We start from the raw sequence: 14223 nt of genomic DNA, 5'->3' as shown, positions 1-14223 counted from the left end.
CTAAATTATGAAATTGTTTTGGGTTTATCTCCTCAGTTTCCGAAATAAAACAGCTCTTGTAAGCACGATACTGCTTTGGGCTTCCATTGGCTGTGCTACACTTGAACCACAATACGGTATCAAAACAACCAAGGAATTAACTCCTCCTAAAGCCAATGGCAGTCACACTATTTTCCTAATAGGAGATGCCGGCAATGCTGATAAATCCATCGGAACACAAACCCTAAATCATCTTTCAAATCGTTTGAAACTTGCATCTTCAAATAGTACACTTTTGTTTCTTGGTGATAACATTTATCAAAAAGGTTTACCACCTGAGGATGACCCTTCTTATGCATCAGCTCAAAACAAGCTTAAAATGCAACTTAAAATTACCAATGACTTTAAAGGAAAAACAGTTTTCATTCCAGGAAATCACGATTGGTACAACGGTTTAAAAGGTTTGGAGCGTCAACAGCTTATGGTTACAGACTATTTAGGCGATAAGAAATCGTTCCTCCCAAGAAAAGGATGTGGGCTGGACATACTTGATATAAACGACAACTTAACCCTTATTACCATTGATAGTGAATGGTTTATTCAAAACTGGGATAAACACCCAGGGATAAATGATCAATGCGACATAAAGACTCGAGACGCTTTCTTTGAAGAGCTACGTAGTCTAATCAATAAAAACCAAAATAAAACTATCCTTATCGCAATTCATCATCCTTTACTAACAAATGGACCTCATGGAGGCTATTATGCGGCATCCAAACATTTGTTCCCAATTAAAAAAATCCCGCTTCCTATCCTAGGCTCTGTAATTAATCTCCTTAGAAAAACAACAGGCGCTAGCCCTGCTGATGTGCAACACCCCCAATATAAACTCTTGATCAACCGAATTGAAACCATGTTACAGGGTAGAGACAATATAATATTAGTATCCGGACATGAGCATTCTTTACAATACATTGAAGACCGAGGATTAAAACAAATTGTCAGTGGTTCAGCATCGAAAATAGAGGCCGCAAAAGCAGTTCAACCAATAAGTTTTACAGCTGGCATTCCGGGATATGCAACTCTAGAATTATTCGATAATGGAGAGGTCTGGTTACAATTTTATGACACTTCAAACACAACAGAAACGCTTCTTTATCAAAAGAAGATTATGGAATCTTCCAAGGCTAAGTTTACGGATTCATTATCTACAACTGCCTCCCATGTGCAGGCTTCCGTTTATGACAAAAAAGACACTAGGAAAAGTACTCTTTACAAATGGCTTTGGGGCACCCATTATCGACACCTTTATGGCACCTCTATTTCTGCAAAAACACTAAAACTTGATACTATTTTTGGGGGATTGACACCAATTATCTCAGGTGGAGGAAACCAATCAATGTCGCTCAGATTAGAAAATCCTGAAGGTAAAGAATATGTCATTAGAGCTTTAAAGAAAAATGCTACTCGTTTTTTACAAACTGCTCTTTTCGAAGATCAATATGTGGAAGATGTCTTTAAAAACACCAGCACCGAAGCATTTATTTATGATTTTTACACGACATCTCATCCCTATGCCCCCTTCATACTGGACACCCTTAGTGCTTCATTAGGCCTTTACCACACCCGTCCACAATTATATTATATACCAAAACAACCAGCACTTAGACAATACAACAATCAATATGGTGACGCCCTATATATGCTAGAAGAACGTCCCTCAAAAGAACATATTGATGCAGATAATTTTGGCAATCCTCAAGATATCATCAGCACAGATGATATGATGGACAACCTTCGTAAAGATGAAAAATACAAGGTTGATACCAAAGCGTACTTAAGAGCTCGATTATTTGATATGCTTATTGGTGATTGGGATCGTCATTCTGACCAATGGAGATGGTCAGAATTTGAAATAGGTGATACAATTGTCTATCGTCCAATACCTAGGGACCGAGATCAAGTATTTGCAAAAGTAGACGGAGCCTTGCTATCTTTATTAGTTAAACTTCCACCATTAAGACATATAAAAAATTATCAAGAAAAGTTTGCTCCTCCGCGATGGATTAATAAAACTGCTTTCCCTCTTGATTTGCTTATACTAAATAAGACCACAGAAAAAGAATGGGTAACACAAGCAACCGAGATTACTGAAGTCCTTACAGATGATTTATTTGAATTTGCTTTTACCAAACTTCCAATTGAAATTCAAGATTCAACTGTTCAAGATATTAAGAGGATTTTTGCCATACGTAGACAAAAATTACCTTCCTATGCTGCTCGATATTATAAACAACTACTCAAAACAGTTCTAATTTCAGGAACTGATAAAGATGACCGATTTATAATCCAAAGAAACTTTGATGGAAGTACTACAGTAAAGACTTTTCGCATTAAAAAAAGTGGGGATCAACTAATGTTCTCTCAAACCTACACCAATGACAATTCGAAAGAAATATGGATTTATGGATTGGATGATGATGATATATATGAAGTATCAGGCCCATATAATAACCATGCTAAATTAAGACTGTTGGGTGGTTTGAATAATGACACCTATACGATTGAAGATGGTAAAAAAGTGTTGATTTATGACTATGTAAGTAAGAAAAACACTTTAGAGAACGCTTCTAATGCCAGAAAGCTATTGAGTGATAATTATGAAATTAATGAATATTTTTACAAAAAGGTACCCATCTCAATATTATCTACATTGCCTTCATTAGGGTATAACCCAGATGATGGTCTCAAATTAGGATTTGTGACTACACTTACCAAACAAAATTTTATTCAAAATCCCTTTTCTGAACAGCATAAATTTAAAGCCAATTATTATTTTGCGACCAAAGGATTTGAAATTTTTTACAACGCTCAATTTCCATTTGCGCGAAACCAATGGAATTTAGTCTTGAATGCTCATGCTACTAGCTCAAATTTTGCAATTAATTACTTTGGCCCTGGAAATGAGACTATAAACACCGATAAAGACAACGGCATGGACTTCAACAGAGTTCGCATGCAAATATATTCGTTTTCCCCTGCTTTAATGCGTATAGGAAAATATGGAAGCGCTCTTAATGCTGGACTTTCCATAGAAAGCATAGAAGTTGAAGAAACCGAAAATAGGTTTATCAATCAACCAGGTATTGTTGAGCCTAGGCTTTTTAGCCACCAGCAATTCTTAGGAATTGACCTTGGATATACTTTCCAAAACTATGACGAACCAGCACAACCTTCAACTGGTATGAGTTTTAATATACAGGGAGGGTGGAAATTTAACCTCAACAATACAAAACGACAAGTTCCATATGTAGAGAGCAGCATAGCCTTTACCTTACCTCTAACCCTTACTAAAAAGTTCGTTTTGGCAACCAGGCTGAAAGGCAAAAAGTTATTCTCAAATGACTATGATTTTTTCCAAGGTGCTTCACTAGGAGGTACTGACTTAAGAGGATATCGAAATGAACGTTTTTTAGGAAAACAATCTTTCGTTCATAGTTCTGATCTACGTTTACGCTTTCCCAATTTCAAAAAGAGCTTTATCCCAATGAATTTAGGCGTTTTTGGCGGATTTGATTACGGCAGGGTCTGGTTGCAAGGTGAAGATTCAAATAGTTGGCATTCAGCCACCGGAGGGGGGCTATGGCTAAATGCTATAAATATGATATCCTTACAAACCTCTTATTTTAAAGGAAAAGAAACAGGTCGATTTACGTTTGGTATCGGATTTACATTTTAAGGAGTTAATAAAAACTCATACACTTTTCCTCCAGTATGTTTATCCCTTTCATCAGCAATCCAAACCGTATTGGCATCTTTAAATGTTATACTTTCTCTCTGCGTCATACCAGGTAATTCAATTTTCCGATTTGCTAAATGCAGAAAATTGTGTTCTGAAAAATGATCAAAGATCCACACAAATTTTTGACTCAATAAGACTATACGTGTTCCATCAGGACTAATAGCAGCATCGGTAATTGCACAGTACGAAAATCGTTCACACGTTTCTAGCTCTCCAAGAAGTAAAGCTGCATGGTTACCTTCCCGATTAGGAATTTTATAAACTCTTGCTGTTCCTCCAAAACCTTTACTTCTATTTTTAGTGATAAGGTAAAAATGGTCTCCTACTAAAAAAAATGCTTCTGCATCATAGAATTTTTCGGTTTTCTCGGGTGGAAAAGTTCGTTGTTCTGGATAATAAAAAGAAACTTTATAAGCAACTTCTGCATTATTCTCATACAATGATTCTGGATTTAGCGCATAAATTGCAAGATTTTTCCGGGTATTTCCATTATTTCCAAAATCTCCAACATACAAACTTCCATCAGCTCCCATTGTCAGGGCCTCCCAATCGTTATTTTCAACCCCATTTACCGCAATTGTTTTGACCACTGTCCCTAGGGTGTCAATGCCATAAACTTCATTTCTATTACCACTATCTTCGATCGCCCATAACATGGAGCGTTTAGCATCATAGGTTACTCCAGACACTTCTTTCATTTGAGAAGGAAAAGAAAAGACCTTTCTTAATTCTTCCTGAGAGGTACATCCAAATGTACCTACCAATAAAGAAATAAATCCTCCAATTATGTATTCTTTTCCACTACGCATTGGGATGTTTTTCTCTGTATCGTTTATATGCTTTAATTCCAATCATAAGCAGGATAGCCAAGCCAAAAAGCCCAAGAACACCAAAAATCCAAGATAGTGTGCTTTTTAAAATTACAATAAACACAATAGCAAAAAGTAGCAAGGTGGCACCTTCATTCCATAGTCTAAAAAAAGAAGCACTGTATTTTATTTGGTCGCGTTGCAATTGTTTAAATATCTGATGACACTTAAGGTGATATACATACAATAAAAACACAAAACCTAGTTTAATGTGCATCCATGGCATTGCTAACCAAGCTTTTCCCATTGGAGTAAAAAAAAGCATCCAAAAAGCAAAAACACTGGCCAAAATTGCTGAAGGCCAAGTAATAATATTCCATAATCTCCTTGACATCAATTTATATTGATTGATAAGTATACCTTGTTCTGGCTCTGGCTTGTCAACTGCTTCAGCATGATAAACAAATAACCGTACAATATAAAAAAGCCCAGCAAACCAAGTAATAACAAAAATAAGGTGCAATGCTTTAAGGTAATTATACAAATCCATACTAAGATTATCTAAAATTGGTTACTAAATCCTTTTTAATTTCCTTATTTAAAAAATACCCTGTTACAATAGTTGAAAGTACATCAGCAATTGCAAAAGAAATCCATACTCCATTTTCACCATAAAACCTAGGCAAAAGCAAAACTAATGGGATAAAGAAAAATCCTTGTCTAGAAAGGGTTAACAATAAGGCGGGTATTGCCTTACCAATTGCTTGGAAATATGCTGCCCCAATTAACTGTAATGCAATTATAGGTGTGGCAGCAAAAACCCATCGCATCGCATTAGGTGTATTTTCGACCACTATCACATCAGAAGTAAATACTTTAACAATTGTCTCTGGAAAAATAAATATTAATAGAAAGACAATCGTGGCTAATAACGAAGCATATTTTATAGAGGTATTAATAGTCTCACGGACCCTTTCATAATGATGGGCCCCATAATTGTAACCCGCTATAGGTAGAAAACCTTGAGTGACTCCTAAAACAGGGAATAGGGCAAACATTAGCATTCTTCCAATTATAGCATATACTGCCACAGAAGACTCCCCACCAAGATTAAATAAAATATTATTAACTAAAAGATAAATTATACTAACCACTGCCTGACGAGCTAAAGTTACAAAACCCAAAGCTCCGATTTCTCTTACCAAAGAAAGTTGTAATAATAGATGTGGTAATTTAAGTTTTAATTCACTGTGTTTACTTAAAAAAAAATAGAGCACATATCCAAAACAAAGCACATACGATATGGAGGTAGCCCATGCAGCACCAGCCATGCCCCAATCCAAGATATAAATAAACAAATAATCCATAATCAGATTACCTACTGAAGGAATCATCATGGCATACATTGCAAATTTAGGTTTCCCCTCAGCCCTAATAACAGTATTACCCATCATACATAATGCTAAAAATGGCACTCCGTATAATACAATCTTATAATAGACTTTTGCAGGTTCAAAAATAGCACCTTTACCACCAAAACTAGGTACTAGAGTATCTACGAAGTAAAGCCCCATCAAAACAAAAGACACCGAGAAAAGCAAAGTCAATGATAGTTGATTCCCAAAGGTGCGTAATGCCTTGCCTTTATCTCCCGCTCCAAGTGCTCTTGAAATAATTGAGGAACCCCCTATACCAATTGCCATTCCTAAAGCACCTATAAAAAAAGATACTGGAAGTACTACATTAATTGCGGCAATAGCAACTGCTCCTATCCATTGACCCACAAAAATAGTATCCACCACAATATTGAGCGACATCACAAGTATTCCGATTGATGCCGGCACAGCCTGCTTTATCAATAAGGAACCTATTGGTTCGCTTCCCAATTGCGAAGATGATATTTTAGACATGAGTTACAGATTCGGGTTCAGCGGCCCATTCAGAAACCCATCTTGAAAGAACTTGAGCCCAATCATTTCTATCATTAAGACATGGTATCAGGTGAAATTCACTCCCTCCGTTTTCTAAAAATTCATCCTTACCTTCCATCCCTATCTCTTCGAGCGTCTCCAAACAGTCAGAAACAAAAGCTGGAGTAACAACAGCCAACTTATTTACACCTTGATGTGCCATATTTTCAATAGTTTGATCGGTATAAGGTTGTAACCATGGATCACGTCCCAATCGAGATTGAAATGAAGTAGAATAGGTTCCTTCTTTTAACCCTAAATACTCTGCTACCTGTTTAGTAGTCTCATAACATTGATGTCTGTAACAATATTGGTGAGCAGGTGAAGAACTCTGACAACATTGACCATCTATTTTACAGTGTGATTTAGTAATATCTGATTTTTTAATATGTCGTTCGGGCACTCCATGATAAGAAAACAGAATATGATTCCAATCTTTTTCCTGCAAAGCTTCCTTAATGGATTCTGAAAGTACTCTCACATAATCCGGATGACTATAAAAAGCTGGAATTTCAGTAAATCGAATGTTTGGAAATTTAGTGCTACGTAATTTTTCAGCTAAAACTAGTATTGTTTCGGTAGTAGCCATTGCAAATTGAGGATATAATGGCACCAATAATATTTCAGTCACTCCTTGAGAAGCAAGCTCCCTCATTCCCGCTTCTAAAGATGGATTTCCATAACGCATGGCAATACTCACAGGGATATCTACCAACTGTTGAACTTTTTTTTGCAAACGTTCAGTAAGAACAATTAGGGGAGAACCTTCCTCCCACCAAATACGCTTGTAAGCCTCAGCCGATTTCTTAGGTCTAGTTCTTAAAATAATGCCACGAACAATAAATGCCCTTACTAAGTAGGGAACATCTATAACACGTTCATCCATAAGAAATTGATCCAAATAACGTTTTACATCTTTTACTTCAGTTGAGTCGGGTGAACCCAGATTAACAAGAAGAACTCCTTTTTTCACAAGCTAAATCTTTAATAATTAACAAACTATATATATTATCCTAAACGCATGTATTCCGTATGAATATGCTCCCCTATTTCAGGAATCACTTTATTCGATATCATATTTTAAAAAAAAGTCTTTCAAAAATAAGAAGGCTTACTTCCTATAGGATTGAAAAAACAAGTATTTACAACCATAAATAATTGATACAAAAGTAGGGTACTATTGTAATTTATCCCACTGCTTTTTTATTGTATTTATCTTCTTCGATATCACTAAAATTGATACTTAAGAAATTGTCATTAAATACTTTTTAGGGGTAGTACCATACTTCTTCTTAAACCCAGCAATAAAATGACTTGGAGTACTATACCCTACCTTTACACTCACCTCATTAACATTAAACTCGCCGCTTTCTAACATTTTTCGCGCATATTCCATTTTATAGTCAAATAAAAAACTATAAACAGTATCGCCATAAAGTTGCTTAAATCCTACTTTCAATTTCTTAAGATTCAAACCCACCTCATTGGCTAATTCCTGCAAACCTGGCGGTTCAGCCATATTTGCTAAAACAATATCTTTGGCCTTTCTTATTTTTAGAATATGCTCTTCATCTATCAAAAAAGGACATTGTTCTACATCAGTTTCTTCAGATTTATTAAAGTACAAGCTGAGTAATTCATACATCTTACCTTTCATATACAAATCCCGAATGGACGGATGAAGCTGTGTATTCACCAATTGATGTAAAACCACAGCCATAGAAGGTGAGATAGCTCCGTCTGTGTAATACTTTTTATCCTTATTTTCCATGCTTAAAAAATCAACATGTCCCGCTTCTGTAGAAAACAAACCATGGAATTTTGGTAAAGTAATAAGAATGGACACAAGCCATGACTTTGGTTGAATCTCCAAGTGTATTGGTAAATCTTTTTGAGGATTGTATAGGAGCAACATTTTCTCTTCAGGCACCTCTAAAATATATCGACCTTCATTAAAGAGAAAGCGGGAACTTCCTTTCAGCCCAAAATGCAACTGTATATATGATCGACCAGGTTGCCTATTGATGTAGTGTACTTCCGTTGATTCATTTTGATGAACCAACATCAAAAATCCTCTTTCAATCTCATGCTCCTTTGTTGCACCTTCAGCGTTATTTTGAAACACTTCTTCCATGTATATATTACCTATTTTATTTAGAATGATTCCAAACAAATACTTTGTCAGCTACTATATTCACTACAAATGTACCCAATTTAGCCTAAAAGAACCTCAAAAAGACCTAAAATCACTTGAAGCGTTAAAAAAAGTACTTCAAGCGTTATTTTTTTATAAATAATGACCCTACTTTTGCTATCGTTTTGAAAAAACACTGCATGAATCGGTATCACATTTCTAAACATCAACATTTCTACGCAATAGGGTTAAGCTATAAAAAAGCGGATGCCGAAACACGTGGTCGTTTCAGTCTAAATGAAGAGCAGAAACTTGCCCTTTTAAAAGACGCTAAGGCTGAAGGAATTGATGCTCTACTGGTAACCTCTACCTGCAATCGTACTGAAATGTATGGCTTTGCACAACACCCATTTCAACTAATTAAATTATTGTGTGAGCATTCTAAAGGTTCTTTAGAAGACTTTGAAAAAGTGGCATACGTGCACAAAAACAGGGATGCAATTGCACATATGTTTAGAGTTGGCACAGGACTAGATAGTCAAATTTTAGGAGATTTTGAAATTATAAGTCAAATTAAACAAAGTTTTGTTCAATCTAGAGAACATGAGCTCGGAAATGCTTTTTTAGAGCGTTTATGCAACTCCGTTATCCAGGCAAGTAAACGCATAAAAAATGAAACTGAGTTATCTTCAGGTGCAACTTCTGTTGCTTTTGCATCAGTACAATACATTTTAGCTCATGTCCCGAACATTTCAGAAAAAAATATTTTACTTTTTGGGACTGGAAAAATTGGCAGAAATACTTGCGAAAACCTAGTAAAGCATACCAAAAATGAGCATATAACTCTTATTAACAGAACCAAAGACAAAGCAGAAAAAATAGCAGGTAAATTTAATCTTATTGTAAAAGACTATGCAGATTTACCTTGTGAAATAAGAAAAGCAGATGTCCTAGTGGTTGCGACAGGAGCACAAAATCCTACAGTTTCTAAAGAGCTCATCTTTCCTAATAAAGAATTACTTATTCTGGACCTTTCCATTCCAAAAAATGTTGACACTGATGTTACCGAACTTCCAAATGTAAGGTTGGTTCACCTAGATCATCTTTCTCAAATAACGGATGAAACACTTGAAAGAAGAAAGCAATACATTCCTCAAGCTGAGAATATTATCGAAGAAATTAAAACGGAATTTACCGAGTGGCTAGAAACTCGACGTTTTGCTCCTACTATCAAAGCTCTAAAGAAAAAACTAAAATCAATGAAAGATGCTGAAATTGATTTTCAGCGTAAAAAGATAACAGGTTTTGATGAAGCTCAGGCTGAAATAATTTCGAATCGAATTATCCAAAAGATAACCACACATTTTGCCAATCACCTTAAGGATTCTGATGCATCAGATGAGAGCATTGAACTTATCCAAAAAGTATTTCAACTGGAAAACGAATTGTAATGAAAAAGACTATCCGTATTGGAACTAGAGATAGTGAGCTTGCTTTATGGCAAGCTCACACTGTTAAAAGCCAGCTTGAATTACTAGGCTATGACACCGAATTAATACCAGTAAAATCAACGGGAGACTTAATACTAAATAAACCGCTCTACGAATTAGGAATTACTGGGATATTCACAAAAACATTAGACATTGCCATGTTAAACGGCGATATTGACATTGCCGTTCATAGCATGAAAGATGTACCTACTGCCCTTCCAAAAGGCATTGTGCAGGCCGCCGTATTGAAAAGAGCAGCAGTATCAGATATATTAGTACATAAGGGTGATATCAACTTCTTAAATGAAAATAAAGACATAACCACAATTGCAACAGGAAGCCTAAGACGTAAAGCACAATGGCTACACAAATATCCCAATCACCAAATCGTCGATTTACGTGGTAATGTTAATACACGTTTGCAAAAACTTTCAGAAAGCTCTTGGGCCGGTGCCATTTTTGCCCAGGCCGGTTTGCAACGTATTAACTTAACCCCAGACAATCATCTTATACTCGACTGGATGATTCCTGCCCCAGCCCAAGGAGCAATGCTTGTGGTGGCGATGGAAAATGATTCTTTCACAAGAAATGCACTAATTGCTCTCAACGATGAAAAAACAGCTGTTTGCACAAATATTGAGAGGGACTTTCTAAGAACCTTAGAAGGAGGGTGTACTGCACCAATCGGCGCAATTGCTGAAATAAAAGATGATATGCTTTTCTTTGAAGGGGCATTATTTTCACTAGACGGCACTCAAAAACTTACTCTAAAAAAATCAATACACATTAACCAAGCCAAAGGTTACGGAGTATCATGCGCTCATGAAATTCTAAATAATGGTGGTAAAGCCCTGATGGAAGCCATAAAAAAGGAATTGTCATGAAAAATGTTCGCGTTTTATCGACTAGAAAATTAGCTTTCAATCAAAAAGGCTACCTGCTTAATGCAGGTATACAACTATTGGAAGTAGATTTTATAACTATTCGGCATAAAACGATTTCCTCGGATCAAAAACAATTAAACCGATCTTTATTAATCACTAGTCAAAATGCTGTAAAAAGTATATTAGAACAATTTCCTAAATCTGAACTTTCAAACAAAGAAGTCTTCTGTGTTGGTCAAAAAACAAAAGCACTTTTAGAAGAGAACCATATAAATGTAGTTGCGTGGGCAGAATATGCTGAAACACTTTCCGAACTCATAGTTCAAAACTATTCGGATAGGGAATTTACATTTTTCTGTGGAAATCTAAGAAGAAATACGTTGCCAAACGCATTACAATTAGCTTCTATTAAATATGCAGAAATAGAAGTATATGAAACAATACTTCAACCACAACGTATTTCAACACCTTTGGATGGTATTTTATTTTATAGTCCTTCCGGAGTTGAAAGTTACTTCAACTCTAACGATTACAATAATGAAACCCTTTTTTGTATTGGGACTACAACAGCCAATGCCTTAATCAAGCGTGGTTTCAATAAAATTAAAACGGCAAAACATCCAACTATTGAAAATGTAATCATTCAGTGTATTAAATATTATAAATAACCCATGTAGTACTTGGAATGAAGTACTGTATTTAAATGCTAAACATGATAAAAAACGATTTATTCTTACGAGCCCTTAACAACGAAAGTGTTGAACGACCTCCAGTATGGATGATGCGTCAGGCAGGAAGATACCTTCCAGAATTTAGAGCAATACGAGATAAGTACGATTTTTTTACTCGCTGTAAAACACCCGAATTAGCGGCCGAAATCACTGTACAACCTATTCGAATTGTTAAACCTGACGCCGCAATCTTGTTCTCAGATATTTTGGTTGTTCCACAAGCTATGGGGATAGATGTTGAGTTAAAAGAAAATATTGGTCCACTATTACCAAACCCCATACGTTCCGCTGCTGATGTCAATAATGTTCGAATTCCAGACATTCATGAATCACTAGGATACGTAATGGATGCTATCAAACTAACCAAAGAAATGTTAAATAACGAGGTCCCTTTAATAGGTTTTGCAGGTTCACCTTGGACAATTTTCTGCTATGCGGTTGAAGGTAAGGGGTCTAAAAGTTTCGATACAGCTAAGGGGTTTTGCTTTTCACAACCTGAAGCTGCTCATGCTTTATTACAAAAAATAACTGATACTACCATCGCATATCTTATAGAGAAGGTTAAGGCCGGAGTTAACGCTATTCAAGTCTTTGATTCTTGGGGAGGAATGTTATCGCCAGCGGACTATCAGGAATTTTCATGGAAGTATATCAATCAAATTGTAGAAGCACTTGCACCATACACCAAAGTGATTGTTTTTGGAAAGGGATGTTGGTTTGCCTTAGGAGAAATGGCCAAAAGTAAAGCTTCTGCAATAGGGGTAGATTGGACATGTTCGCCGCAAAATGCCCGTTATTTAACTGGAGGTAATATTACACTTCAGGGTAATTTCGATCCAAGTAGATTATTATCCCCAATCCCAACCATTAAAAAATTAGTCCATGAAATGATTGATGCCTTTGGTAAAGACAATTACATTGTTAATTTAGGGCATGGTATTCTACCAAACATCCCTGTAGATCATGCCAAAGCTTTTGTTGATGCTGTAAAAGAATACTAAGATGCAATGGAAAGAGTTGGCTTCAGTACTTAATTCACTTCGTTTTTCACAAATGAAGAGCTTAAGCCAGCTCTTTCTAGTCAAACCGTTATGGATATTCCCTACGGCTAAAGCAACGGCAACATGTATGCAAATGTGCGAACGTCTGTTTCCTAAAATCCACCACGGCCATGGTAAGGAAAATGCTTTTAGACATATTATGTGGAATGCGTTGTTAGTTAGGGAATTCTACTATCATAGTAGTAACCTTGAGAAAAGCTCTAATTTTGCTGATAAAGTGACCGCTTGGCATGAGAATTTTTCACCAAATCCTCCTTTAGAGCACGCAATGGATGTTCATAATAACGCATTAGGTAGAATTTGGGCTACAGAATGGCTAAACAATAAAATAGCATTAGAAAACGATTCCTTAGAAACTCTAATTCTTGTAGAATTATCTAAAGCTAAGCAACTCATAAAGCCAGATGACATTAAGAACCACACGGGTTTACCTGTTTTTATTTCTAATTAATGATGAAAGAAATTTTCAATACCTACATAAAGCAGTTACAAGACACTATAACTTCAAAATTAGAAGCTATAGATGGTAAAGCTACTTTTCACCAAGACATTTGGGAACGTCCAGAAGGTGGGGGTGGTAGAACTCGGGTGATAGAAAACGGAAACGTATTTGAAAAAGGAGGTGTTAACATTTCAGCAGTACATGGGAAATTGCCACATTCTATGCAACAATTGTTTAATGTAGGTCAAGTAGATTTTTTTGCTTGTGGTTTAAGCCTGGTTATTCACCCAAAAAATCCAATGGTCCCCACTGTACATGCCAATTGGCGATATTTTGAAATGTATGACCTTAAAGGAAACATTATCAACCAATGGTTTGGTGGCGGACAAGATTTAACCCCTTATTACCTTTATGAAGAGGATGCCAAGCATTTCCATAACATATGTAAAACTGCATGTGACAAACACGATTTAGAATTTTATCCATTATATAAGAAAAAATGCGATGAATACTTTTGGAATTCACATCGCAATGAAGCCAGAGGTGTTGGTGGTTTATTCTTTGATTATTTAAAAGAAACTCAAACTATGAAAATGGATGACTGGTACAAATTTGTTGTTGAAGTTGGGAATAGTTTTCTCGATGCCTATGTACCTATCGTAGAACGAAGAAAAGACCTTCCATATACTAAGGATCAAAGAACATGGCAAGAAATAAGACGAGGCCGATACGTTGAGTTTAATTTAGTACATGACAAAGGCACCTTATTTGGACTAAAAACTAATGGGAGAATTGAGTCCATTTTAATGAGTCTTCCTCCTCATGTACAATGGGTTTACAATTATCACCCAGAAGCAGGAAGTAAGGAAGATGTTCTAATCAAAACACTTGCTAATCCTAGGGAGTGGATATAAAAAAGAG

The 14223-nt window shown here is 36.0% G+C and carries 12 protein-coding genes; 7 read left to right on the top strand and 5 right to left on the bottom strand.

Annotated elements, in window-relative coordinates; all coding sequences use genetic code 11:
* Nucleotides 1–7 precede the first annotated feature (7 nt).
* Entirely contained in the window at nucleotides 8–3718 is a 3711-nt protein-coding gene (locus PT603_RS11795) for a metallophosphoesterase (RefSeq protein ID WP_008236216.1), read from the top strand.
* Here PT603_RS11795 and PT603_RS11790 read toward each other — a convergent pair.
* The 5 genes from PT603_RS11790 to PT603_RS11770 form a co-directional block, all read right to left on the bottom strand.
* On the bottom strand, nucleotides 3715–4590 hold the full coding sequence (locus PT603_RS11790; RefSeq protein WP_008236219.1) for an SdiA-regulated domain-containing protein: 876 nt from the start codon (nucleotides 4588–4590) through the stop codon (nucleotides 3715–3717). The two genes, PT603_RS11795 and PT603_RS11790, sit on opposite strands and share 4 nt — an antisense overlap.
* Nucleotides 4583–5140 carry a CopD family protein gene (locus PT603_RS11785; protein WP_008236220.1) on the bottom strand — a complete coding sequence of 186 codons (558 nt, stop codon included), beginning with the start codon at nucleotides 5138–5140 and terminating at the stop codon, nucleotides 4583–4585. The genes PT603_RS11790 and PT603_RS11785 overlap by 8 nt, the downstream gene beginning before the upstream one ends.
* Nucleotides 5141–5147: 7 nt before the next feature.
* Nucleotides 5148–6500: an MATE family efflux transporter gene (locus PT603_RS11780; RefSeq protein WP_008236223.1), complete on the bottom strand. Its 1353-nt coding sequence runs from the start codon at nucleotides 6498–6500 to the stop codon at nucleotides 5148–5150.
* On the bottom strand, nucleotides 6493–7533 hold the full coding sequence (gene hemH / locus PT603_RS11775) for a ferrochelatase (protein ID WP_008236225.1): 1041 nt from the start codon (nucleotides 7531–7533) through the stop codon (nucleotides 6493–6495). The genes PT603_RS11780 and hemH overlap by 8 nt, the downstream gene beginning before the upstream one ends.
* Nucleotides 7534–7803: 270 nt before the next feature.
* A complete protein-coding gene (locus PT603_RS11770; protein WP_008236227.1) occupies nucleotides 7804–8694 on the bottom strand; it encodes an AraC family transcriptional regulator in 891 nt (296 codons plus the stop codon).
* Between the two features lie 200 nt (nucleotides 8695–8894).
* On the opposite strand from PT603_RS11770, the gene hemA reads away from it, so the two are divergent.
* Genes hemA through hemF form a run of 6 tightly spaced genes read left to right on the top strand, consistent with a single transcriptional unit; the run spans nucleotide 8895 to nucleotide 14216 of the window.
* Nucleotides 8895–10145, top strand: coding sequence for a glutamyl-tRNA reductase (hemA, locus tag PT603_RS11765; protein ID WP_008236229.1), 1251 nt, complete (start codon nucleotides 8895–8897; stop codon nucleotides 10143–10145).
* Nucleotides 10145–11068, top strand: coding sequence for a hydroxymethylbilane synthase (hemC, locus tag PT603_RS11760; RefSeq protein WP_008236232.1), 924 nt, complete (start codon nucleotides 10145–10147; stop codon nucleotides 11066–11068). The genes hemA and hemC overlap by 1 nt, the downstream gene beginning before the upstream one ends.
* Nucleotides 11065–11736: a uroporphyrinogen-III synthase gene (locus PT603_RS11755; RefSeq protein WP_008236233.1), complete on the top strand. Its 672-nt coding sequence runs from the start codon at nucleotides 11065–11067 to the stop codon at nucleotides 11734–11736. The genes hemC and PT603_RS11755 overlap by 4 nt, the downstream gene beginning before the upstream one ends.
* A 44-nt stretch (nucleotides 11737–11780) precedes the next feature.
* Nucleotides 11781–12800: a uroporphyrinogen decarboxylase gene (hemE, locus tag PT603_RS11750; RefSeq protein ID WP_008236234.1), complete on the top strand. Its 1020-nt coding sequence runs from the start codon at nucleotides 11781–11783 to the stop codon at nucleotides 12798–12800.
* 1 nt (nucleotide 12801) lies between these two features.
* On the top strand, nucleotides 12802–13311 hold the full coding sequence (locus PT603_RS11745) for a DUF6973 domain-containing protein (RefSeq protein WP_008236236.1): 510 nt from the start codon (nucleotides 12802–12804) through the stop codon (nucleotides 13309–13311).
* A 2-nt stretch (nucleotides 13312–13313) separates the two neighbouring features.
* Entirely contained in the window at nucleotides 13314–14216 is a 903-nt protein-coding gene (gene hemF, locus PT603_RS11740) for an oxygen-dependent coproporphyrinogen oxidase (protein ID WP_008236238.1), read from the top strand.
* Nucleotides 14217–14223: the final 7 nt, after the last annotated feature.

Origin of the sequence: Imtechella halotolerans (assembly GCF_028743515.2) — a bacterium.
Lineage (GTDB): Bacteria > Bacteroidota > Bacteroidia > Flavobacteriales > Flavobacteriaceae > Imtechella > Imtechella halotolerans.
The sequence above is the reverse complement of the archived record's forward strand: the minus strand, read 5'-3'. Positions and strand labels throughout refer to the sequence as shown.

Excerpts from the sequence above, each read along its gene's own strand:
- hemF (WP_008236238.1), top strand. The coding sequence starts at position 13,314 with ATGAAAGAAATTTTCAATACCTACATAAAGCAGTTACAAGACACTATA.
- PT603_RS11755 (WP_008236233.1), top strand. The coding sequence starts at position 11,065 with ATGAAAAATGTTCGCGTTTTATCGACTAGAAAATTAGCTTTCAATCAA.
- PT603_RS11745 (WP_008236236.1), top strand. The coding sequence starts at position 12,802 with ATGCAATGGAAAGAGTTGGCTTCAGTACTTAATTCACTTCGTTTTTCA.
- PT603_RS11795 (WP_008236216.1), top strand. The coding sequence starts at position 8 with ATGAAATTGTTTTGGGTTTATCTCCTCAGTTTCCGAAATAAAACAGCT.
- PT603_RS11785 (WP_008236220.1), bottom strand. The coding sequence starts at position 5,140 with ATGGATTTGTATAATTACCTTAAAGCATTGCACCTTATTTTTGTTATT.
- hemA (WP_008236229.1), top strand. The coding sequence starts at position 8,895 with ATGAATCGGTATCACATTTCTAAACATCAACATTTCTACGCAATAGGG.
- PT603_RS11790 (WP_008236219.1), bottom strand. The coding sequence starts at position 4,590 with ATGCGTAGTGGAAAAGAATACATAATTGGAGGATTTATTTCTTTATTG.
- PT603_RS11770 (WP_008236227.1), bottom strand. The coding sequence starts at position 8,694 with ATGGAAGAAGTGTTTCAAAATAACGCTGAAGGTGCAACAAAGGAGCAT.
- hemC (WP_008236232.1), top strand. The coding sequence starts at position 10,145 with ATGAAAAAGACTATCCGTATTGGAACTAGAGATAGTGAGCTTGCTTTA.
- hemE (WP_008236234.1), top strand. The coding sequence starts at position 11,781 with ATGATAAAAAACGATTTATTCTTACGAGCCCTTAACAACGAAAGTGTT.
- PT603_RS11780 (WP_008236223.1), bottom strand. The coding sequence starts at position 6,500 with ATGTCTAAAATATCATCTTCGCAATTGGGAAGCGAACCAATAGGTTCC.